We start from the raw sequence: 22,227 nt of genomic DNA on the forward strand, positions 1-22,227 counted from the left end.
GCGTTGACTGCGTCCATGACCACCGACCCTGTCTTCGACACCCTCACGCTGCAGCGGGACGGCCATGTCCTGCTGATCGGGCTGAACCGACCGGAGAAACGCAACGCGTTCAACGTCGCGATGCTCTCCGACCTGGCGTTGGCGTACGGACTGCTGGAATCTGACGACGACCTGCGTGCCGGTGTGCTGTTCGCCCACGGTGAGCACTTCACCGCCGGCCTCGACCTCGTCGACGTCGCACCCCAACTGGCCGGCGGCGAGCTGCCGGTCCCGACGGGCGGGCGCGATCCGTGGCGTCTCGACGGCGACTGGACCAAACCCGTCGTCGCCGCTGCCCAGGGCCGGTGCCTCACGCTCGGCATCGAACTGCTGTTGGCGGCCGATATCCGGGTGGCGGCGCAGGACACCCGGTTCGCGCAGATCGAGGTGTTGCGCGGCATCTATCCCTTCGGCGGGGCCACCCTGCGGTTGCCGCGGCAGACGGGCTGGGGCAACGCCATGCGCTGGCTGCTCACCGGCGACGAGTTCGACGCGGCCGAGGCACACCGAATCGGGCTGGTTCAGGAAGTGGCGGCCGACGCCGAGGTGGCCGTCGCCACGGCCCGCGAGATCGCTCACACGATCGCGGACCGGGCCGCACCGCTGGGCGTGCGGGCCACGCTGGCCTCAGCGCACCGCGCGCACCGGGACGGGGATGCCGCCGCGATCGCTCGGCTGCAGCCCGTGGTGGCCGAACTGTTCGGGACCGCTGATGCCGCCGAAGGTGTGCAGTCGTTCGTCGAACGCCGCGCCGCCACCTTCCAGGGCCGCTGAGTCCCCTGCCGAGCAGCTATCCACGGGGCGCAGCCCCCCGGATAGCTGCTCGCGGGTGTTACGCCGGGGTGTAACCGAACGGCAGCAGCACGCTCTTGGCCTGGGTGTAGGCGTCGATGCCCTCCGGGCCGTTCTCCCGGCCGATGCCGGAGTTCTTGTAGCCGCCGAACGGCGAACCCGGATCGAAGGCGTACATGTTCACCGCGTACGTGCCGGTGCGGATCTTCGACGCGATCTCGATCGCCTTGGGGAAATCAGTGGTGTAGACGCTGCCGGCCAGGCCGTAGGGCGAATCGTTGGCGATGCGCACCGCGTCGTCCTCGTCCTCGAACGGGATCACCACGAGCACCGGCCCGAAGATCTCCTCCTGGGCGATGGTCATCGAGTTGTCGACGTCGGCGAACACCGTCGGCTGTACGAACCAGCCGCCGTCCAGACCTTCGGGACGTCCGCCGCCGGTGACGACGCGGGCGCCCTCCTCGATGCCCTTACGGATGTAACCCTCCACCCGGTCGCGCTGCTTCTCGCTGATCACCGGGCCGATCATGGCGGCCGGGTCTTCCGGCAGGCCGGCCTGCATCGCACCGACAGCTGCACCGAGCTTTTCGACGACCTCGTCGTAGCGCGAGCGTGGAGCCAGGATGCGAGTCTGGCCGACACAGGCCTGTCCGCTGTTCATCAGGCCGGAGAACACCAGCATGGGCAGCGTGGAATCCAGATCGGCGTCCTCGAGGATGATCGCCGCGGACTTGCCGCCGAGTTCCAGCGTGCAGGGCTTGAGCTTCTCGGCCGCGATCTTGCCGATCTCCTTGCCCACCGCCGACGAGCCGGTGAAGGTGAACTTGTCGATCTCGGGGTTGTTGGTCAGCGCGCGGCCGGTCTCGGGACCACCCGGCACCACCGACAGCACCCCCTCCGGTAGCCCGGCCTCGGCGAACACCTCGGCCAGCAGGTTGGTGGTCATCGGGGTCTCGGCGGCCGGCTTGAGCACCACGGTGCAACCCGCCAGCAGGGCCGGACCCAGCTTGTTGCAGGACAGGAAGAACGGCACGTTCCAGGCGATGACGGCGCCGACGACGCCGATCGGTTCCTTGAGGACGAGGGTCTGGCCGTAGATGCCGTCGCGGATGTCGCGCCACGGGTACTTGTCGGCGGCGCCGGCGTAGTACTGCAGCCCCGACACCCCGGCGCCGAACTGCATCATGTCCACGATGGTCTGCGGCTGGCCGGTCTCCAGCTTGAGCAGGTGCTTGAACTCCTCGGCGCGGGCGTTGATCAGCTCGACGGCCTTGGCCAGCACCGCCTGGCGCTCTTCCGGGGACAGGTGCGGCCAGGGCCCCTCGTCGAATGCCTTGCGCGCTGCTGCGCAGGCCGCGTCCACATCGGCCGCCGCGGCCAACGGGACCTGACCGACCTTCTGCCCGGTAGCGGGCGAGAAAACTTCGATGATCTCGGAGGTCGACGGCTCGACCCACTGGCCACCGATGAACAGCTTGTCGTAATCGGTCTTGGCCACATCAACGCTCTGTGTCATGGCCGTCACACTACCGAGTAATCGGCGAAACGAGAACCTGTTCCAGTTGGTGGCTTCAGGACGGCCGCAGCACGAGCACCAGATTGCTCACCAGGAACTCGCGCAACCCCGGCGCCGCGGTCATCCACCACGCCCATCGGGGGTGGTAGCGGGGAAAAGCGCAGACCAGCGCTCCGGTCGAGCGCGCCCACTGCAGTCCGTCGGCGGCCGATACCGCGAACAACGACGAGCCGTAGTCGTTCTTGGGCCGGTGGCCGTGCTTTCGGGTGTAGCGCTCAGCCGCCCGGGCGCCGCCCAGGTAGTGCGTCAGGCCCATCTCGTGGCCGCCGAACGGGCCCAGCCACACCGTGTAGGACAGCACCACCAGCCCGCCGGGCCGGGTGACCCGCAGCATCTCGTTTCCCAACTGCCACGGGTGCGGCACGTGCTCGGCGACGTTGGAGGACAAACAGACGTCGACCGAGGATTCGGCGAACGGCAGCGCCAGCCCCGAGGCCCGCACGAATCGGCCCGCCCCGCGCTCGTCGGCCGGGCCCAAGCTGGGTGTCGCCGCCCTGGCGGCACCGGCATGCGCCTCGCGCGGATCGGGCTCCACGCCGATGTAGTTCATCCCCGCACCCTCGAACGCCGACGCGAAGTAGCCCGGCCCGCCGCCGACGTCGAGCACCGTGCGGCCGGCCGCCGAGTCGCCGGTGGCCGATGTCCACAGATCGGTGACCATCTCGACGGTGTCGCCGGCCAGCGCACTGTAGAACCGGGCCGGTTCACTCTGCTCGAAGCGGAACTGCGCCAGCAGGCGCACCGACCGGCTCAGGGTGGCCCGTCGGGCAAAGTGTGCCGAGATGTCGCTGGGCTGCACCCGCCCAACCTACTCACCGGTACTCTCGATTCGATGTCTGCCCGTCCTGCCCCTCGCCTGCGCAGCGTCTTGCTGCTGTGCTGGCGCGACACCGGCCATCCGCAGGGCGGCGGCAGCGAGGCTTATCTGCAGCGGATCGGCGCATGCCTGGCCTCCGACGGCGTCGATGTCACGTTGCGCACCGCGCGGTACCCCGGCGCGGCTCGCCGTGAAGTGGTCGACGGCGTGCGGATCAACCGCGCCGGCGGGCCCTACAGCGTCTACATCTGGGCCGGACTGGCCATGGTGGCCGCCCGCGTCGGGCTGGGGCCGCTGCGCCGGGTGCGGCCCGACGTCGTCGTCGACACCCAGAACGGGCTGCCGTTCCTGGCCCGGTTGGCGTTCGGGCGCCGGGTGGCGGTGCTGGTGCACCACTGTCACCGGGAGCTCTGGCCGGTGGCCGGACCGGTGCGGGGCCGGATCGGCTGGTTCGTCGAATCGAGGCTCTCCCCGCGCCTGCACCGGCGCAACCAGTACGTAACCGTGTCGCTGCCCTCAGCGCGCGATCTCAATGAGCTCGGAGTGGATTCCGGCCGGATTGCGGTGGTGCGCAACGGGCTTGACGAGGCTCCCGGTGGCACGCTGGAGCTGCCCCGATCGCAGGCCCCACGGCTGGTGGTGCTGTCCCGGCTGGTGCCGCACAAGCAGATCGAAGACGCGCTGGAGGCGGTTGCGGCGCTGCGTACCGAGGTGCCCGGGCTGCACCTGGACATCCTCGGCGGGGGCTGGTGGGGTGAGCGCCTGGTCGAGCACGCCGAACTGCTCCGCATCACCGATGCGGTGACCTTCCACGGCCACGTCGACGAAGAGACCAAACACCGAGTCCTGCAACAGAGTTGGGTCCACGTGTTGCCGTCGCGCAAAGAGGGTTGGGGGCTTGCGGTCACCGAAGCCGCCCAGCACGGGGTGCCGACCATCGGGTACCGCAACTCTGGCGGATTGACCGACTCGATCGTCGACGGGGTGACCGGGCTGCTGGTCGACGATCGCGAGGCACTGATCGCCGGACTGCGTCAGCTGTTGCGCGACCCGGTGCTGCGAGTTCAGTTGGGCAGCAAGGCCCAGACCCGCAGCGACGAGTTCTCCTGGGCATTGAGCGCGGACGCGATGCGTACCGTGCTGGAGTCGGTGCACGAGCGGCAGTACGTCAGCGGGCTGGTCTGATCCGGCGCCGGTAGGGCATTCCCCCTCACACCCGTCACAGCTCTCCGAGCGATAGCCGATGTGCCCGGCTGTGCGCGACTTTTCAGCGACAATCGCCCCGCGAGTAACATGGGACGCATCAAACACATTGTCGCTGGGTATTTTTGGAACTTGAGCACCATCGGCCTCATGAATCTCACTGGTCCAATGTCCACCTGTCAGCGACTCTGTCGCTGACAGGTGGACAACACGAAATCTGTTGTGCATGAGTCGGATTGAGTCTGGAGTGGCGCAAGTACTGATCGGCTCTGGGGCCAATGAGGCGCATGGCGGCCTGCGAGGCGATTGTCGCTGAAAAGTCGCTCACAGTCGGGCACGTCGAGAACCGCCTCCGCGCCACGACACGCCGGCGCTGCGCCGCGGACACGCCGAGGCTAACGGTCCCGTTCTGCTCGTCGGCGCCCCCGCCAGCTGCCGACTTTCATCCCGATCGCCCCGCCCACCAACAGCCCCAGCCACACCAGGTGCGCAGAGATCAGGAGCCCCCGGTGCGGGGATGCCGGCGCCGAGCCGCCCACCCAGTGCACTGCGACATCCCGGTCGGATTCGCGCACCACCCAGCCCACACCGGCTTCGGCCAGGGCACGATCGGAGGCCCCCGAGCGCACCAGCTCCTGCACGGTCCGAGCCCGAGCTCCTTCACCGGGTACGGTCTGCCCGCCGATGGTCAGATCTCCGGTGGTCAGCACCTCGGCACGCAGCCAGCGCGGCAGCGGATCGAGCACGGGAGCCGTTCCAGCCCATGAGAATTCACGCATGCTGTCGGGCGGCAGCGCCACCACCGGGCGCGGCTCGGCATTGATCCGGGCGGCCGCCGCCGGCCACGAAGCCGGGTAGTGCACCGCGCGCATCTGATTGCCGACGCCCCAGGCCAGATCGGGCAGGACCGCGAGCAACGCCGCGCAGCACACCGCCGCGGCGGCGGCAGGTGGAATCCGGAGGCGGCGCAACACATCCGGCGCGGCGGCCGCGGCCACCGCATACCCCGGCATGGCCAGCGCCACCCACTTCTGCCCGTCCCGCAGCACGCCCAGCCCGGGCACCGCCCGAATCGCGGCATCGACGAACGTCAGTCCGGGGCCGGTCGCCATCGCGGCCGGAAGGATGACCGCCGCCGCAGCCAGGATCAGCAGCGGTCGAGCCGCCCGATTGCGCACCACCACCTGCAGGCCCAGGGCCACGATGCCCACAAGCACCGCGGTGGCCACCACCGCGAAAAGCGTCGTGCGGGATCCCGGCACCGCGTCGCCGTTCCAGATCCCGCCGAGGCCGGCCAGGCTGCCCACGGTGGCCAGGCCCGGTTCGGCGCGGGCCGCGAACGCGTGCACCCCGGCCGCAGAATCCGGCGATGACACCGTCCCGCCCACGGCCGCGGCCACCAACCACGGCGTCGCGGCCAGCACGGCCGAACCCAACGCCAGCGCGGCAACCCGCAGCCGACGCCAGCCGTCACCGGGCGCGACAACGCACACCAGCGCCACCGTGGCGGCCAGCATCAGGCCGGTCGGTGTCAGCCCGGCCAGCGCCGTCCAGAACACCAGTCCGCACAGTGCCGCCGGCCCCGGCGGCGTCGACCGTATCCGCAGCACACCCGCCGCCACCCAGGGCAGACAGCCATAGCCGACCAGCAGGCTCCAGTGCCCCTGCAAAAGTCGTTCGGCCACATAGGGATTCCAGATCGCCAGCGTCGCCGCGAGGAACTGCCCCGGCCCGCCGGCTCCCAGCACCGTCACGGCCAGCCGCGCGGCACCCCAGCCCGCCAACCACAACCCGGCCACAAGCAGAACCTTGACCACGATCCCGCCATCCACCACGGTCGAGGCCACGGCGACGAAGAAGTCCTGGGGCAGCGCCCGGGGCGCGGCCTCGGTCAGGCCCAGCGCGGCGTCGGTCAGATGGGACCGTGGGGTGGACACCGCGTCGCGCAAAAGCAGATAACCGGGCCCCAGCAGGGGCCCGGTCACCAACAACGACAGCGCCAGCGCGTAGGCCGGCAGCAAAGCAGAGCGCAGGCTCAGATCGGCCGATCCGGTGGAAGATCGGACGGCCGTTGCGCCGGCAGCTTCTCGGTCTTCGCCTCAGCCCCGGGAACTTGGAAGCCCTGGGTGTCGAAGAAGCCGTGATCGGCGGTGTCCAGACCCGGATCGATCAGGGTGGATTCGGCGCGCACCGCGAACGATCCCACCACCGCACCGCCGACGAGGGCGAGCAGGCCCAGCGCGGTGAACGTGATCGGCAGGACCCGGGTCCACAGTGCCACCCGGTCGCGTTCGTCCTGAGCCGCCGCCACCTGGGACTCCACGGTCTCCTCGTTGTAGGTGACCTTGTAGTCGACGTAGGTCACCTCGGGCTTGAGCGCGTCTCGGGCGTAGTACTGGTAGCCGTGGTCCTGGGCCTTGACGATGGTGCCCGACACCGGATCCACCCAGAAGGTGCGTTGCGCGGCGTAGAACCGGTCCATCGTGATGCGCTCGTCGGGTTCGCCGGGCACGCCCCACATCTCGGCGCTGGCGGTCACCGAGCTGTCGGCGTCGTCCTCGTACAGCGACGAGTACTTGACCGGCTCGGCCAGCTTGCCGTCGGAGTCGTAGCCCACGTTCTGGATGAACCGGTACGTGGTCAAACCGTTGACATCTTCTTCACCGTCGTAATTCGCGTCGAACGCCTTCTGCGCGATCGCGTCGAACATCGGGTAGGTCTTCTTCTCGGTGTCGAACGGGAACCGGTAGGTCAGGCCCTCGTGCGGCAGCGCGATGTTCGTCGGCGGCTTCTCGTCCTCGATTGCGCGGGGCTTCTGCAGCGCCCCACCCGGGTTGTTGTCGCTGGACACGGCCAGCGCGGTGCTGCGGTTCATCGTGACGGTGTCCACCATCGCCAACAGCAGCCCGGCGTCCTTCTGCCGATCGGTGCGCCGCAGCGAGCTGCCCACCTGCAGCGTCACCACCTCGGCGTTCGACGGGGACTCCACACTGACCTGTTGCTGCAGTGCGACCGGCACATTGCGGTCCACGGAGAACTTCTCAGCCACCAGCGATGCCGGATCGAAAGCGGTCGCGGTTCCCTCGCTGACCAGGCTGGCATCCAGATTGAGCGGGATCTTCGCGATCTTGCCCTTGGTGTAGGTGGTCAGCAACAGTGCGGCAATCAGCAGGGCTGCACCCAGCCCCATCAGTCCGCATGCCGCGATACGCAGCGCCACTGCGCGGTTCAAACCGGGCCTCCTTCAGTGTGGGCCAACTCGTCGTGAGGCAAACCCGTTCGACCCTAACAGCACTATTTAAGGCCATTACTTACTCCGGTGGCATCTTGCAGGCACATTGACCCGCGGTTTGACGACCCGCGGTTTGGCGCGGTTGCCGCAGAACGGCACACTGGTCGCCGTGGCCACCGGAGAATCCGCCCCGGAAGCCGGTCCGAACGTCGGCCCGAAAATCGAGGTCGGCGGAACCCGCAGCTTCCTGCCTGCCGTCGAAGGCATGCGCGCGTGCGCGGCAATGGGCGTGGTACTCACCCACGTGGCGTTCCAGACCGGGCACACCACGGGGGTGAGCGGCCGCTTCTTCGGCCGGTTCGACCTCGCGGTCGCGGTGTTCTTCGCGTTGTCGGGGTTCCTGCTGTGGCGCGGTCACGCCGCCGCGGCCCGCGGATTGCGGCCGCGGCCACGCACCGGTCACTACCTGCGGTCCCGCATCGTGCGCATCATGCCCGGCTACGTGGTGGCCGTCGTAGTGATCATCCTGCTGCTCCCAGAGGCCAAGGCCGATCTGACGGTGTGGCTGGCCAACCTCACGCTGACCCAGATCTATGTACCGCTGACGCTGACTGCCGGGCTGACCCAGATGTGGAGCCTGTCGGTCGAGGTCAGCTTCTACCTGGCGCTGCCGGTGCTGGCGCTGCTGGCCCGCCGGCTGCCGGTCCGGGCCCGCATCGGGGTGATCATCGGCCTGGCGGCGCTGAGCCTGCTGTGGGTGCGCATCCCGTTCGACGGCACCACCGGGCTCAACCCGTGGAACTGGCCGCCGGCGTTCTTCTCGTGGTTCGCCGCGGGCATGGTGTTGGCCGAACTCACGGTGAGCCCGTTCGGTTGGGTGCACCGGCTGGCACGGCGCCGGGTGCTGATGGCGGTCATCGCCGCGGTGGCGTTCGCGATCGCGGCCTCACCGCTGGCCGGGTTGGAAGGCCTGCGCCCGGGATCGGTCGAGCAGGTCACGCTCAAGACCGCGATGGGCGCGATCGTTGCAGGTGCGTTGCTGGCCCCGCTGGTGCTCGATGACCCCGGCACCCGGCACCGGATCCTGGGCAACCGGGTGATGGTCACGCTGGGCCGCTGGTCCTACGGGTTGTTCGTGTGGCACCTGGCGGCGTTGGCCATGGTGTTCCCGATGATCGGCGAGTTCCTGTTCAACGGGCAGATGCTGATCGTGCTGGTGCTCACGCTCGTGTTCGGTTTCGCGCTGGCCGCGGTCAGCTATGCGCTGGTCGAGTCGCCGTGCCGGGAGGCGTTGCGGCGCTGGGAGTACCGCAATCAGACCCCCGTACCGCCGCTGGACAGCTCGATCACCGACGAGCCGGAGCCTGCCCCAGCCGCGCGATGACCTCGTCTCGCACCGCGGTGCGCCGGGCCTTGCCGGCGTCGTCGCGCAGCGGGGTGTCGACGAACTCCACGTGAGCGGGCACCTTGTAGCCGGACAGTCGCTCGCGCAGGAAGGCCCGCACCGCCTCCACGTCGAGGTCTGACCCGTCGCATGTCTGCACCAGCGCGTGCGGCACCTGACCCAGATCTTCGTGCGGGATGCCGACGACCAGACAGGACAGCACGTCGGGATGGCCGGCCAGCGCGGCCTCGATCTCAGCCGGGTACACGTTCTTGCCGCCCACGGTGAACATGTCGACCCGTCGGTCGTTGAGATAGAAGAACCGCTCGTCGCCGTCGTCGAGGTAATACCCGAGATCTCCGAGTGAATCCCACCCGTCGCGGCTCTTGGCCGTGCTGCCGACGTACCGGTAGGTGGGGGCACTGCCCGGCCCGGGCCGCATGTAGATCTCACCGGTCACCCCGGGCGGGCATTCGTCGCCGTCGTCGTCGAGCACCTTCATCTCACCGGCCACCACCACTCCGACCGACCCGGGATGGCGCAGCCACTGCTCACCGGAGATGAAGGTCAGCGCCTGAAGTTCGGTGCCGCCGTACAGTTCCCACAGCGCGTCGGGGCCGAGCAGGTCGATCCAGGCCTGTTTGACCGCGGGCGGGCAGGGTGCGCCGACGTGCCAGAACCGCCGAATGCTGGACAGGTCATAGGCTTTCGGGTCGGCCCGGTGCGCCGGCAGCAGCCGCTGCATGATGGTGGGCACCGTGGTCAGGAAAGTCACGCGGTGTTCGGTGACCAGATCGAGGAACTCGGCCGGGTCGAAGCGCGGCATCAGCACCAGGTGGTGGCCCTGCAACAAGGCGATGGCGAACGTGGTGAAGCCGGTGTTGTGGCTCATCGGTACCGACATCAAGGTGACGTCACCGGGTTCGGCGCCCAGCGGAACGCCGATCAGCGCCGGCACCCGGCTGTCGCCGCCGGCCTCGATCAGCTTTGGGCGCCCGGTGCTGCCCCCGGAGGCCATCGACTTCCACGTCGGGGAGACCGTCTCGGGAAGCGGTGCATCCGACAGTGTGGTATCCGGGGTGAAACCGGCGGGCACCCAGGGGGTTTCGCCGGTATCGCGGCCGACGACGAGGGCCCGGGGGCGTAGTGCCAGGATCCCGGCGAATTCGGCGTCCGGCAGCCGGGGCGACAGGGGTTGCGGCACCGCGCCGAGTTTCCAAACAGCCAGGACGGCCTGCACCCACTCGATCGAGTTCGGCAGGCTGATCGTCACGTAATCGCCTTGTTGCACACCGAGTTCGGCGTAGGCGCGGGCAAGTCGATTGCTGGAGCGGTCCAGCTCGTCCCGGGTCAGTGTGACGCCCTGGCAGGTGACCGCGGGCCGGTCGGGCTCGGCCTGCGCCAGCTGGGTGACCTGGGTGGGAATCGTCGGGATCGCGTCGGTCATCTCAGTAGCCGCCCTACTGCTCGAAGATCCGGCGCGGATTGTCCACCAGCATCGTGGTGATCTGCTCCTCGGTGACCCCGCGCTCGCGCAGCGCGGGCAGTACGTCGTTGTGGATGTGCAGGTAGTGGCTGTTCGGCAGGGCCTGGGTGGTCAGTTCGTCGGGGAGCGCGTCGAAGTAGCACCAGGTGTCGTGCGAGAGCACCATCTGGCCGGCATGGCCGCGCTCGCACATGGTCGCGACGGTGGCGACCCGCTCCTGGAACGGAAGGAAGACATCGACACCGAAGCGGTCCATGCCGATGTAGGAGCCGTTGGCGATCAACTCCTCGAGGTAGCCGATGTCGGTGGTATCGCCGCAGTGGCCGATGATCACCCGGGACAGGTCGACACCCTCCTCGGCGAAGATGCGCTGCTGCTCGAGGCCGCGCCGGCTGGCGGCGTGGGTGTGCGTGGAGATCGGCACCCCGGTCTGCCGGTGGGCCTGGGCGACGGCCCGCAGCACCCGTTCGACGCCGGGGGTGACGCCGGGTTCGTCGGTGGCGCACTTGAGGATCGCGGCCTTGATCCCGGTATCGGCGATGCCGTGTTCGATGTCGCGGACGAACATCTCGGTCATCGGTTCGGGGAGACCCACCGCGGGGCCGTTGAAGTGGAAGGTCAGCGGCAGGTCGTTGTAGGTGTAGAAGCCGGTGGCGACGACGATGTTGAGGTCGGTGGCCTCGGCGATCCGGGCGATCCGCGGAATGTAGCGGCCGAGTCCGATCACCGTGAGGTCGACGATGGTGTCGACGCCGTTGGACTTGAGTTCGGTCAGCCGCGCGATCGCATCGGCTTCCCGGCTGGCGTCGTTGCCCCAGGACTCCGGATAGTTCTGCGTCAGCTCGCTGCTCATGATGAAGACGTGTTCGTGCATGAGCGTGACGCCGAGGTCGGTGGTATCGATGGCTCCGTGGGCGGTGTTGACAGTCGGCACGGGCCCGATGCTAGGTGTGGCAGTCCCTCGCGTGTGGGGATTCTGCCCAGTCTCAGGCGGTGGCGCCGGCCCCGGCAATGCCTGCTGCCGTGCCCCGGATTTCGACGCCGCGGGCGTCCGGCGGCCGCACCGAGAGCGCCGTGTCGACGATGAACGCCACCTGCGGGTGGCGAAGTACGTTGCGCCACTTCTGCGTCGACGCCAAGGCTTAGCCGGCCGCCTCAACCGCGGCCATCACCTCAGGGGTGACCGGGTCGAGGATGTCGTCGAAATCGTGGTGCTTCTGCACATACTTGGCCACATACGGGCAGACCGCGACGGCGCGCTTGCCTGCGGCGCGGGCATCGGTGAGCGCAGCCGACACCAGTTCACCGGCCAGGCCCTGTCCGCTGAACTCGTCGTCCACCTCGGTGTGGTGGAAGATCCGCTGGTCGCCGGCGTCGACGTACGCCGCGAGGCCGGCATGTTCACCGTCGACGGTGATCTCGTAATGGCGTTGTCCGGGAATGTTGCGTACTTCAGCCATGTCTTCACTATGCCGCAACCGCACTGGCACGATCATGCAGATGGCCGTCCGAGCAACGTCGACGTGGGCGCCGTTGGCGTCACCGATCTACCGGGCGCTGTGGATCGCGCAATTCGTCTCCAACCTGGGCACCTGGATGCAGACCGTGGGCGCGCAGTGGATGCTGGTCGCGGATCCGCGTGCGCCCGTGCTGGTGCCGTTGGTGCAGACCGCCACCACGCTGCCGGTGATGTTGCTCGCCCTGCCGTCGGGTGTCCTGGCCGATCTGGTCGACCGGCGCCGGTTGCTGTTGGCCACCCAGGGGGCGATGGCGGCCGGGGTGGCCGCGCTGGCCATGCTGACCGGTGCCGGCCTGGCCACCCCCACGGTGCTGTTGACCCTGCTGTTCCTGATCGGATGCGGGCAGGCACTGACCGCCCCGGCCTGGCAGGCCATCCAGCCGGACCTGGTTCCGCGCGAACAGATTCCGGCTGCCGCGGCGCTGGGCAGCATGAGCATGAACGGGGCCCGGGCGATCGGACCGGCGATCGCCGGAGCGTTGGTGTCGCTGTCCGGTCCGACACTGGTGTTCGCGCTGAACGCAGTGTCGTTCGCCGGCATCGTGGTGGTGCTGCTGCTGTGGCGCCGGCCGGCTGTCGAGCAGCTGCTGCCGGCGGAGCGGCCGCTGGCCGCACTGAACGCGGGCGGCCGCTTCATCCGTCGTTCGCCGATCATCCGCCGAATCCTGCTGCGGGCGGTGTTGTTCATCGCGCCCGGCAGCGCACTGTGGGGGCTGCTCGCGGTCATCGCCGAGCGGCAGATGGGATTGTCGTCATCGGGTTACGGCCTGCTGCTCGGTGCGCTCGGCGTCGGGGCCGTGCTCGGCGCGTTCGTGCTGGGCCGATTGCAGTCGGCGTTCGGGCTCAACACGTTGCTGATCGCTGCGGCATTCGGATTCGCCGGTGCCACCACGGTTTTGGCGCTGATTCACAACTTCGCTGTGGTGCTGGCCGCGCTCGTCGTCGGCGGCATCTCGTGGTTGTTGGCGTTGTCCACGCTCAACGCGTCGATGCAGTTGAGCCTGCCGGCCTGGGTGCGGGCCCGCGGGCTGTCGGTGTATCAGCTGACCTTCATGGGCGGGCAGGCGATCGGCTCGCTGATGTGGGGCCTGGTCGCCGGTGTCACCAGCAGCGTCACGGCTCTGCTGATCAGTGCCGGTCTGCTGGTGTTCTGCGGGGTGTCGGCCCGGTGGTGGCCGCTGCACGCGCGCACCGGCGATCTCGATCTGACCCCGTCGGCGCACTGGCCCGAACCTGCCCTGGTGTTCGAGCCCGAACCGCCCGACGGCCCGGTTCTGGTCCTCACCTCGTATCAGGTGCATACCGACCACGAGGCCGAGTTCTTCGCCGCGATGGGCGTGCTCGGTCGCTCTCGACAACGCACCGGGGCCGCGCAATGGCAGCTGTTCCGCAGTGTCGAGCGGGACGGCATGTTCATCGAGGCGTTCGTGGTGCGGTCCTGGGACGAGCACCTGCGCCAGCATCGCACCCGCCTGACCGGCAACGATCTGAGTATCGAGCAGGCGGTGGAGCGCTGGGTGGTCGGCGAGTCGGTTTCGCACCATCTGATCGCGGTGAAGATCCCTAGGATGTGAAGTAGGGCACACGACCATGTCGCATCTTCAGGAGGTCGACCCATGACGAGAACGCATTTCGGGTCGCTGGCAGCCGGCGGTCTGAACTGGGACAGCCTGCCGCTGAAACTCTTCGCCGGGGGCAACGCGAAATTCTGGAATCCGGCCGATATCGATTTCTCCCGCGACCGGGCGGACTGGGAATCGTTGACCGAGCGGGAACGCGAGTACGCCACCCGGCTGTGCGCCCAGTTCATCGCCGGTGAGGAGGCCGTCACCAACGACATCCAGCCGTTCCTGGCGGCGATGCGCGCGGAAGGACGCCTGGGTGACGAGATGTACCTGACGCAGTTCGCATTCGAAGAGGCCAAGCACACCCAGGTGTTCCGGTTGTGGCTGGACGCCGTCGGGGTAACCGAGGATCTGCACGGCTATTTCGACGAGCTGCCGGCCTATCGTCAGATTTTCTGCGACGAGCTGCCGGAATCCTTGGCAACGCTGACCGCGGACCCGTCACCGGCCGCTCAGGTGCGCGCGTCGGTGGTGTACAACCACGTCGTCGAGGGCATGCTGGCGCTCACCGGGTACTTCGCCTGGCACCGGATCTGTGTCGGGCGCGGCATTCTGCCCGGCATGCAGGAACTCGTGCGGCGGATCGGTGACGACGAACGTCGGCACATGGCGTGGGGCACGTTCACCTGCCGCCGGCACGTGGCCGCCGACGACGCCAACTGGGCCGTGTTCGAAAACCGGATGAACGAGCTGATCCCGGTGGCGCTGCGGCTGACGGAGGAGGGGTTCGCGCTGTACGCCCCCGACATTCCGTTCGGTCTGGTCGAAGACGAGTTCCTGCAGTACTCCAGCGACAAGGGCATGCGCCGGTTCGGCACCATCAGCAGCGCCCGCGGCCGGCCACTCGCCGAGATCGATCTCGACTATTCACCGCTGCGGTTGGAGGACACGTTCGCTGACGAGGACGAGCGCGCGCTGGCATCGGCCTGACGTGGCCGGGTGACCGTCGAGGCTGCGACGAACACCACCGACAGCAGCGCGAGCAGCTGCACCCAGGGGGAGTGTCCGACATAGCCGTCGACCGAACGCCACGGATACTGGCTGAGCGTCGCCCCGGCAAGGATCATTCCTCCAGCGGCCACGCCCACAGTGAGTCTCTCGCACCGGTCGTCGCGATCGCGCAACAGATGGCGCAGCCCGAGCGCACCGCCGGCCACCACCAGTCCCGGCACACCGGAGATGGCTGTCCCGACGGCCAGCACCGCGGCCCCGGTCAATGCCGGGGCCGGCTGCCAGGGCCGGGCCGGATGGAATTCTGGACTTCGGCGCCGAGCCGGCCACAGCGCCAACAGTGCCAGTACCGGCAGCAGCGCAAGCCCACCGATCAACCCGATCCGGTACGGCGTGTTGGACGGGAAGGACAGTGTCACCGGGCCGGCGGCGCCGGCCGGGATCACCCAGCCCTGTTGCCAGCCATTGACTTTCACCGGGGTCAGGGCGGTGCCTTCGGCGTCCCGGGCGGTCCAGCCCGGGTTCACGCTTTCGGGAACCACCAGCACCCGGGCCGCCGTGGACGCCGGCACCTCCACCTGGCGACGGTCCGGTGACCACGACGGTGTGTCGACGGAAGTTGTTGTGGCCGTGTGTAATTGATCGACCAGCGGGGTGTCGAGCACGATACCGTCCACGATGAAGGCGGGACCCGGGCTGACCAGCAGTTCCTGCTGGCCGGCCGGCAGCGTGACCGGGGCAGTGCGGCACGGGTGGGCCGGGATGGGGTCGCCGTCGAGTAATGCCCCCACCGTGGTGCGCACCGATGTCTGGATGAACTGACCGGCCACACCGATGATCGGACCCTGTCCACACGGAAGCGACACCGTCCGTGCGCGATTGGCGGTGGAGTCGGCGGCGCCGATCGGCTTGCCCCGCACATCCAGGGCGGTCAGTTCGGCCAGCCCGGGCGGCTTCAATTGGTCGAATCCCAGCGAGGTGCGGTCGATGATGTCGTTCCAGCCCAGCAGTGACACCGTCACCGTGTCCGTCACCCGCGGCTTGAGTTTCGCGGTGATCGCTGTGCCGTCGCCGTCCAGCGTGTGCATCTGTGGCCCGTCACCGAGATCGATGGCCACCAGCGTCGGGTGCGCGGGTGGCTGATTGCGGCCGGGATCGATCCGCAGCGCACCCACTTCCGTCGGCGCGGGCAACTTCAGGGTCAGTGTGGGTGGCGCCTTGAACTGCACCACCCGCTGTGGCGCGGTCCACGACGTCCGTGGGTCACCGTCGGTGGCGGCGTAGGCCGAACCGAGGACGTCGATCGGGTCGGCGTCGCCGAAGGCGCGGGTGGTGTGCGGCTGGGTCACCAGATCGGCCAGCTTGGGCCCCTGCCGCGAGCGGATCCACACCGTGGGTTCGACGTCGGTGGGCGCGGGGACCGACAGCGTGCGGCTCAGGTTCACCGGTTCTTCGGAGGCCAGGCCCAACGCTGCCGCGCAGCGGACACCGGCCGGGCTTTCGGCGCAGCCTTGGCGGCCCAGCAGCTCGGTGCCGAGATCCCATTGCGCGACAACTGAATCCGTGGGCGGTGCGGGCACCTCGACGGTGTGCCGCAGGGTGACGGGGTGGGCGAAGCCGGAGGCGTCGTACTGGGTGACCGCCAAATCGGTGATGCCGAATTGCACACCGGCCGAACCGTCGTCGGTGGCGACCGCGGTGACCCGCACCCACGGTGTCTCTCCCAGCGGCAAGGGCACCGACAGCGGCTGGCCCGGGGTGTCGAACCGCAGGCTGCTGGTACCGGTGGCGGTGGCCACCTCGATGCGGCGCACCTGCGCGCCGACGGCAGTGGCACTGGGGGTGATGGTCAGCGTGGCATTGGTGACCGGATGCTCGAAATCGACCTGCAGCCACTGGCCGACGGCGGCCTGCAGGGCGTTGGACACCCACGCGGTCGAGCTGTCGCTGTCGACCGCCGCCGCAGGTCCGGTGGCCGGCGCGACATTGGGCAGCGCGGTGGAATCGGCCGCCGAGCTCGAAACCGACACCCGCCCGCCGTTCCATTTGCCGTAAACCGGGGCGACGCCGTCGACCGGATAGTCCGGGACCCGGTTGTGGGTGTGGCGGGCGTCGTCGGGGGTGCGGATCGCCGAGGCGTGGTCGTCGACGCGGCCGTAGTCGATCTCGCGGGCCATCGGGGTGTCGGTGACGATCACCCCGGAGCCGTCGACCTGAACCGGCAGTCCGGCGCGTTCGGCGTCGGCGGTCAGCAGCATCGGGCCCAGCGGGGGCCGGCCGGTCAGCCGGCGCCGCTCGTCCAGGCGCAGCAACGCCTCGGGCGCGCCGGCCACCCGCGTCATCGTGTCGGCGTCCACCAGGTACGGCGCACTCGGGTTGGTGCCGCCGGTGTCGACCCGATAGATCTCCACCGCCGGATAGCGCGGCCGCAGCCCGCTGTCGGCGACGAAGCCCTCCAGGGTTCCCGGGCCCACCGCGTCGCCGAACTCGGCCACCTTCGACAGACCGGGCGATCCTTGCAACGCGCGGTGCACCAGGATCGGACGCGCCGACCGGGACACGTCGGGATCCAGGTCGTTGCGCAGCACCACATACGAAATGCCTTGTCGGGCAAGGGTATCAGCCAGGCCCTCGGACGGACGGCCGGCGGCGAACAGCCGCTGCACGGAGTCCAGCGCGCGGATCGTCTCCGGCGGGGTCAGCGGAATCGAATCACGCACTCCCCACGGGCTGGATCCGAGTACCTGCAGTGGCTCGTCGTGACTGTTCCCCCAGGTCTGGGTGGCGAACGGGGCGCCGGGAGCGACCAGCACCCGACCCCGGTCGGTGTTGTGGGCGTCGAGCCAGTCGGCGGTGTCGTGCCAGTACTGCGGGATCGCGGTGAACGTCCCGGCCGGGGTGATCCGTCCGGTCCAGGCCAGCGAGGTTCCGGCGGCCAGGGCGGCCAGCACCACGATCGCCACCGCGATCCGCTTGTCCCGTTCGGGCCGGGAGAACGCGCGCAGCCACACCAGGCGGGGGGCACTGCCCGGCAGCGGAATCCGGCCCAGCAGATGCGCCAGGCCCAGCGCCAACGGCAGCCGCAGCACCGGATCGAGCTTGGACAGGTTGCGCAGCGGGGTACCGGAACCGTCCAGGAAGTCCTGCACCGCGGCCGCCACCGGCGAGCCGAGCCCCCCGGAATAGCCCAGCGCCAGCAGCACCACCCCGACCATCAACATGGTGATCAGCCGGCCCCGGGCGGGCATCGACCGCAACGCCAGCCCGGCCAGCCCGGCCGCTGCCACCAGGGTGGTGGCCAACACCGCGACCGTGCTGGTCACCAGGGAAGCGGCCGCGGTGGCGGTGGGCGCCACGAACGGGGTCCAACTGTGGGTGCCACGCAACATCTCGGTCAGCGACATCCACTGTGTGGTGACGCCCGACGACTCGATGAAATCCAGGAACGGCGGGCTGATCTGGCCCAGCATCACCAGCGCCACCACCCACCAGGTGATCGCCAACGCCCCGCACAGTGCCCACCACGCGGTGAACCGCCACCACAGCCGGTTGGGCCGATGACAGGCCCACCAGATGATCGCGGCCAGGCAGCCGGTCAAGGTGGCGACCGCGTTCACCGCGCCCATCAGTGCCACCGCGCCCGCGGACCGGGCGGCCAGCAGCCGCAGATTCCGGTCCCCGCCGCGCAACGCCAGGATCACCGGCAGCAGCACCCACGGCGCCAGCATCATCGGCAGCGTCTCCGACGAGATCGCGCCCAGTGTGGTCAGCACCCGCGGCGACAGCGTGAACGCCAGTGCGCCCAGCACACGCGAGCTGGTACTGCCGATGCCCCGCCCCTCGTTCAGGGCTTCGGCCACCCGGATGAATCCCCAGAAACCCACGGTCAGCAGCAGCGCCCACCACAGCCGCTGGGTCACCCAGCCGGGGACGCCGAGCAGATCGCCGGCCAGGAAGAAGGTGCCGTGCGGGAAGAGATAGCCGTAGGCCTGGTTCTGCGCCTGCCCGAACGGCAGGTCGCTGTTCCACAGGTTGAATGCGCGAGCCAGGAACCGCAGCGGATTGGCGGTCAGGTCGAGCTTGGTATCGGGTGAGATCTCTCCGGGCGACTGGGCGAAAGTCAGGAGCAGTGTCGCAGTGGCGACCACCCACAGCCAGCGCCGCGACAACGGCAGGGCAGCTGCCTGCCGCGTTAGCGGCACATCCAAGCTAGGACCGGTCGCCGTACTCGACCCGGTTGAGCACCGATGACGCCGGGTCGCCCGCCTGCAGCGGAGGCTTCGTGTCCTGCTGCACCATCAGCGTCACACCGAAGACGGCTGCCGCCCCCAACAGCAGGCCGACGACAATGCTGGCCGCGGAGGGGATGACGAACCGATTCACCCGGTCAACGTAGCACGGGGACACCACCGAACCGTGTGAGCGGACCTGGGTCGACACGCAGCGAATCGATAACCGTGCGCTCAGCGGCTAAGGTCGGGCCCCATGGCTGCACCGCGTCTCGTCGCCACGTTCGTCGCGTTGTCCGGGCTGCTGCTGGCCTGCTCTCCGAGCTCACCGCCGCAGTCATCGCCGTCGGACTCGGCGGCTCCGGAGCACATGTCGACGCACGCCCCGTTGCCGGCCGCCCCGGTGTGTGATCCGGCGGCCCTGTCCCCGCGCGACAAATTGGCACAGCTGCTGACCGTCGGTGTCAAGGATGCCGACGACGCCCGTGCTGTGGTGAGCAACCAGCACGTCGGCGGCATCATGATCGGCAGCTGGACCGACCTGTCGATGTTGGGCGACGGGTCGTTGAACGAGATCGCCGCGGCCGGGCCGTTGCCGCTGGCCGTCAGCGTCGACGAGGAAGGCGGACGGGTATCGCGGCTGTCCTCGGTGATCGGTGAACAGCCCTCGGCGCGGGTGCTGGCCCAGACCCACACCGCCGACGAGGTGTACGGGATCGCGCTGGATCGTGGCCGGAAGATGCGCGGCATGGGCATCACCGTCGACTTCGCGCCCGTCGTCGACATCACCGCCGATCCCGATGACACCGTCATCGGCGACCGGTCCTTCGGAGACGACCCGGCCAAGGTGACCGAGTACGCCGGTGCCTACGCCCGCGGCTTACGGGAGGCCGGGGTGCTGCCCGTGCTCAAGCACTTCCCGGGTCACGGTCACGGCTCGGGTGACTCCCACACCGGCTCGGTGACCACCCCGCCGTTGGAAGAGCTGAAGGCCAACGATCTGGTGCCCTACGCCACCCTGACCACCCAGGCCCCGGTGGCGGTCATGGTCGGACATCTCGAGGTGCCGGGCCTGACGGGGACGGATCCGGCCAGCCTCAGCCGCGCGGCCTATGACCTGCTGCGTTCGGGCGGTTACGGCGGCCCCGGGTTCAACGGCCTGGTCTACACCGACGACCTGTCCAGCATGGCCGCCATCAACCAGCGCTACGGGGTGGCCGCTGCGGTGCTCAAGGCCTTCCAGGCCGGCGCCGACAACGCGCTGTGGATCACCACCGACGAGGTGCCCGCGGTGCTCGACGGTCTGGAGAAGGCGCTGTCCGACGGTCAGCTGGACCAGGCCGCGGTGGATGCTGCGTTGCAGCGCAATGTGGCGGCCAAAGGTGGGGGACACTGCTGAGCCTTTTCCGGCAAGGCCTCTTCCGGCGAGCAGACGTGAACGCACCCGAAATCGCGCGTTCTGGGGTACCTCTGCGGCTGTTCGCCATGGTGTGACGCGGCCACCCGGCACTCCGAGTCGACGCATATCCTGTTCGGATGGCAGGTGGAACGAAGCGGCTGCCGCGAGCCGTACGCGAACAGCAGATGCTCGATGCTGCGGTGCAGATTTTCTCGGTCAACGGCTACCACGAGACCTCGATGGACGCGATCGCCGCGGAGGCCGAGATCTCCAAGCCGATGCTGTATCTCTACTACGGCTCCAAGGAAGAGCTGTTCGGGGCGTGCCTGGACCGGGAGTTGACCCGCTTTGTGGACGTGGTGCGTGGTGAGATCGACTTCACCCAGAGCCCCAAGGACCTGCTGCGCAGCGCGGTGCGCTCGTTCCTCACCTACATCGACGCCAACCGGGCCTCCTGGATGGTGCTCTACACCCAGGCCACCAGCTCGCAGGCCTTCGCCCACACCGTGCGCGAAGGCCGTGAGCGCATCATCGACCTGGTGGCCCGGCTGCTGAGCACCGGCACCCGTAATCCGCAGCCGGACAGCGACTTCGAGATGATGGCGGTGGCGCTGGTGGGCGCCGGTGAGGCGATCGCGAGCCGGGTCAGCACCGGGGACTCCGATGTCAACGACGCCGCCGAGTTGATGATCAACCTGTTCTGGCGCGGTCTGAAGGGCACGCCGTCGGAGTCGGGCACGCAGTCTGTCTCGGCGGGCTAGATCTAGGCTAGATCGCCACACCCTCCACCACGCTGAACGGAGAGGCCGTCGCCACCACGCGGGTGAGGCGGAACCCGGCCTGTTCGTAGAGGCGGCGGTAGCCGTCCTCGGTGCGTTCCCTCGCGGCGATGCCGATCAGCATCTCCATGTCGGTCCACTTGCCCAGGAATTCGCGGTCGTGGTCGGGGATCACGCCCTCGATGAGCAGCAGCGTCGTGCCCGGTGCGGCCGCTGCACGCACGTTGCGCAGGATCGCCACGGCTTTGTCGTCGGGCCAGTCATGAATGATGTTCTTCATCACGTACGCATCGGCGCCGGCAGGAACACTGTCGAAGAACGACCCGGCGACCACCTGCACCCGATCCGCCACGCCGTACTTGACCAGCAGCTCCGGAGCCCCCGCTACGACCCCGGGCAGGTCGTACAGCAGTCCGCGGGCTGACGGGGTGGCCCGGAGGACGGCTGCCAGGAGTCGGCCGTGTCCGCCACCGATATCGGCGATGACGCCAAAGCGGGTGTAGTCGTAGGCCGCCACGACAGGAGCGATCGCAAGTTCCGAGATGCTGGTCATCGCATCGTTGAAAATCGCCCCGAGTTCGGGTTCGGAGCCCAGATAGTCGAACGCTTCTTTGCCGCGCAGCTTGGGGATGACGGCCTCGCCGGAACGGACCGCGTCGGCCAGGTGGCTCCAGTGCTCACGATGCTGCGGTGAACCGACGAATTTCGCCATCCCGGCGATCGAGACCGGTGCGTCTTTCCGCAACGTATCGCCCAGCGCGTTGAGCGCGTAGCGCCCGTCTCGGGTCCGGCGGAAGATGCCCTCGCCGACGAGTGCGCGCATCAGCCGGTCCAACGTGTCCGGGTTGGCGTCCACCCGGCGGGCCAGTTCCACTGCAGACAGCGGGCCGCCGGCCAGCGCGTCGGCCACGCCGAGTTGTGCGGCGGCCGCGATACCTTGGGCGACCCAGGCTCCCAGGATCATTTCCAGCATTGCTGCGGGCGCCGGCACAGCGCGTTGGTGCAGGCGACGCAGAAGGTGACGGACGCGTTCGACCGCGCGAACCAATCCGGCGGGCGGCACCGTGGCGGGACTCACCGGATGACTCTAGAGCGTGCCGGTCGAGTCGTTGGTCACTATCGTCGACTCTCCTTCGGCAGCAAACCGAACTGGCGTCGGGGCTGTCGCGTCAGCCGCATAAAGTGGGGTCGATGTC

The 22,227-nt window shown here is 68.8% G+C and carries 18 protein-coding genes; 7 read left to right on the forward strand and 11 right to left on the reverse strand.

The features are described from left to right. Positions 1-15: 15 nt before the first annotated feature. Positions 16-813: a crotonase/enoyl-CoA hydratase family protein gene (locus FR943_RS01185; protein ID WP_217154462.1), complete on the forward strand. Its 798-nt coding sequence runs from the start codon at positions 16-18 to the stop codon at positions 811-813. A gap of 58 nt (positions 814-871) precedes the next feature. Here FR943_RS01185 and FR943_RS01190 read toward each other — a convergent pair whose 3' ends face one another. Both FR943_RS01190 and FR943_RS01195 read right to left on the reverse strand, forming a co-directional pair. Next, positions 872-2,347, reverse strand: a complete 1,476-nt coding sequence (locus tag FR943_RS01190; RefSeq protein WP_217154463.1) for an aldehyde dehydrogenase — start codon at positions 2,345-2,347, stop codon at positions 872-874. 55 nt (positions 2,348-2,402) lie between these two features. Then, the gene (locus FR943_RS01195) at positions 2,403-3,191 is read right to left on the reverse strand and encodes a class I SAM-dependent methyltransferase (protein WP_372448062.1); all 789 of its coding nucleotides are present in this window, start codon (positions 3,189-3,191) and stop codon (positions 2,403-2,405) included. Between the two features lie 48 nt (positions 3,192-3,239). Here FR943_RS01195 and FR943_RS01200 point away from each other — a divergent pair, with 48 nt between their 5' ends. Beyond that, entirely contained in the window at positions 3,240-4,409 is a 1,170-nt protein-coding gene (locus FR943_RS01200) for a glycosyltransferase family 4 protein (protein WP_217154465.1), read from the forward strand. Between the two features lie 413 nt (positions 4,410-4,822). Here FR943_RS01200 and FR943_RS01205 read toward each other — a convergent pair whose 3' ends face one another. Continuing rightward, positions 4,823-6,448 carry an MmpA family trehalose lipid delivery protein gene (locus tag FR943_RS01205; protein ID WP_246584753.1) on the reverse strand — a complete coding sequence of 542 codons (1,626 nt, stop codon included), beginning with the start codon at positions 6,446-6,448 and terminating at the stop codon, positions 4,823-4,825. Between the two features lie 14 nt (positions 6,449-6,462). Then, positions 6,463-7,659, reverse strand: coding sequence for a cell envelope lipid trafficking protein PgfA (gene pgfA / locus FR943_RS01210; protein WP_217154466.1), 1,197 nt, complete (start codon positions 7,657-7,659; stop codon positions 6,463-6,465). A 265-nt stretch (positions 7,660-7,924) separates the two neighbouring features. Here pgfA and FR943_RS01215 point away from each other — a divergent pair, with 265 nt between their 5' ends. Then, the gene (locus FR943_RS01215; RefSeq protein ID WP_218045172.1) at positions 7,925-9,043 is read left to right on the forward strand and encodes an acyltransferase family protein; all 1,119 of its coding nucleotides are present in this window, start codon (positions 7,925-7,927) and stop codon (positions 9,041-9,043) included. Here FR943_RS01215 and FR943_RS01220 read toward each other — a convergent pair. From FR943_RS01220 to FR943_RS01235, 4 genes are read right to left on the reverse strand one after another with little or no spacing between them, the layout of a single operon-like run. After that, a complete protein-coding gene (locus tag FR943_RS01220; RefSeq protein ID WP_217154468.1) occupies positions 9,006-10,490 on the reverse strand; it encodes an AMP-binding protein in 1,485 nt (494 codons plus the stop codon). The genes FR943_RS01215 and FR943_RS01220 overlap by 38 nt on opposite strands. Before the next feature lie 13 nt (positions 10,491-10,503). Then, positions 10,504-11,463, reverse strand: coding sequence for a phosphotriesterase family protein (locus FR943_RS01225; RefSeq protein WP_217154469.1), 960 nt, complete (start codon positions 11,461-11,463; stop codon positions 10,504-10,506). 52 nt (positions 11,464-11,515) lie between these two features. Then, complete coding sequence (locus FR943_RS01230) at positions 11,516-11,668, reverse strand: PNPOx family protein (RefSeq protein ID WP_217154470.1); 153 nt, start codon at positions 11,666-11,668, stop codon at positions 11,516-11,518. A 3-nt stretch (positions 11,669-11,671) separates the two neighbouring features. After that, positions 11,672-11,989, reverse strand: a complete 318-nt coding sequence (locus FR943_RS01235) for a GNAT family N-acetyltransferase (protein ID WP_217154471.1) — start codon at positions 11,987-11,989, stop codon at positions 11,672-11,674. A gap of 34 nt (positions 11,990-12,023) precedes the next feature. Between FR943_RS01235 and FR943_RS01240 the strand changes: the two genes are divergently transcribed. Together FR943_RS01240 and FR943_RS01245 are read left to right on the forward strand one after the other, a co-directional pair. Continuing rightward, entirely contained in the window at positions 12,024-13,622 is a 1,599-nt protein-coding gene (locus FR943_RS01240; RefSeq protein ID WP_217154737.1) for an MFS transporter, read from the forward strand. Between the two features lie 42 nt (positions 13,623-13,664). Continuing rightward, entirely contained in the window at positions 13,665-14,603 is a 939-nt protein-coding gene (locus FR943_RS01245; RefSeq protein ID WP_217154472.1) for a R2-like ligand-binding oxidase, read from the forward strand. Here FR943_RS01245 and FR943_RS01250 read toward each other — a convergent pair. Beyond that, positions 14,537-18,793, reverse strand: a complete 4,257-nt coding sequence (locus FR943_RS01250; RefSeq protein ID WP_217154738.1) for an alpha-(1->3)-arabinofuranosyltransferase — start codon at positions 18,791-18,793, stop codon at positions 14,537-14,539. The two genes, FR943_RS01245 and FR943_RS01250, sit on opposite strands and share 67 nt — an antisense overlap. A gap of 40 nt (positions 18,794-18,833) precedes the next feature. Continuing rightward, on the reverse strand, positions 18,834-19,007 hold the full coding sequence (locus tag FR943_RS01255) for a DUF2613 domain-containing protein (RefSeq protein WP_003881739.1): 174 nt from the start codon (positions 19,005-19,007) through the stop codon (positions 18,834-18,836). Between the two features lie 102 nt (positions 19,008-19,109). On the opposite strand from FR943_RS01255, the gene FR943_RS01260 reads away from it, so the two are divergent. Then, complete coding sequence (locus tag FR943_RS01260) at positions 19,110-20,252, forward strand: glycoside hydrolase family 3 N-terminal domain-containing protein (RefSeq protein WP_217154473.1); 1,143 nt, start codon at positions 19,110-19,112, stop codon at positions 20,250-20,252. 137 nt (positions 20,253-20,389) lie between these two features. Continuing rightward, positions 20,390-21,013, forward strand: coding sequence for a TetR/AcrR family transcriptional regulator (locus tag FR943_RS01265; RefSeq protein WP_217154474.1), 624 nt, complete (start codon positions 20,390-20,392; stop codon positions 21,011-21,013). Between the two features lie 7 nt (positions 21,014-21,020). Here the strand turns inward: FR943_RS01265 and FR943_RS01270 are convergent, their stop codons facing one another. Next, complete coding sequence (locus tag FR943_RS01270; RefSeq protein WP_217154475.1) at positions 21,021-22,109, reverse strand: methyltransferase; 1,089 nt, start codon at positions 22,107-22,109, stop codon at positions 21,021-21,023. Between the last annotated feature and the right edge of the window lie 118 nt (positions 22,110-22,227).

It is taken from the genome of [Mycobacterium] fortunisiensis, from assembly GCF_019050325.1.
Classification (GTDB): domain Bacteria; phylum Actinomycetota; class Actinomycetes; order Mycobacteriales; family Mycobacteriaceae; genus Mycobacterium; species Mycobacterium fortunisiensis.

Bases quoted from the DNA above. Each gene is read 5' to 3' on its own strand.
- FR943_RS01220 (WP_217154468.1), bottom strand. From the start codon at position 10,490: ATGACCGACGCGATCCCGACGATTCCCACCCAGGTCACCCAGCTGGCG.
- FR943_RS01185 (WP_217154462.1), top strand. From the start codon at position 16: ATGACCACCGACCCTGTCTTCGACACCCTCACGCTGCAGCGGGACGGC.
- FR943_RS01190 (WP_217154463.1), bottom strand. From the start codon at position 2,347: ATGACACAGAGCGTTGATGTGGCCAAGACCGATTACGACAAGCTGTTC.
- FR943_RS01260 (WP_217154473.1), top strand. From the start codon at position 19,110: ATGGCTGCACCGCGTCTCGTCGCCACGTTCGTCGCGTTGTCCGGGCTG.
- FR943_RS01200 (WP_217154465.1), top strand. From the start codon at position 3,240: ATGTCTGCCCGTCCTGCCCCTCGCCTGCGCAGCGTCTTGCTGCTGTGC.
- FR943_RS01235 (WP_217154471.1), bottom strand. From the start codon at position 11,989: ATGGCTGAAGTACGCAACATTCCCGGACAACGCCATTACGAGATCACC.
- FR943_RS01215 (WP_218045172.1), top strand. From the start codon at position 7,925: ATGCGCGCGTGCGCGGCAATGGGCGTGGTACTCACCCACGTGGCGTTC.
- FR943_RS01240 (WP_217154737.1), top strand. From the start codon at position 12,024: ATGCAGATGGCCGTCCGAGCAACGTCGACGTGGGCGCCGTTGGCGTCA.
- FR943_RS01265 (WP_217154474.1), top strand. From the start codon at position 20,390: ATGGCAGGTGGAACGAAGCGGCTGCCGCGAGCCGTACGCGAACAGCAG.
- FR943_RS01245 (WP_217154472.1), top strand. From the start codon at position 13,665: ATGACGAGAACGCATTTCGGGTCGCTGGCAGCCGGCGGTCTGAACTGG.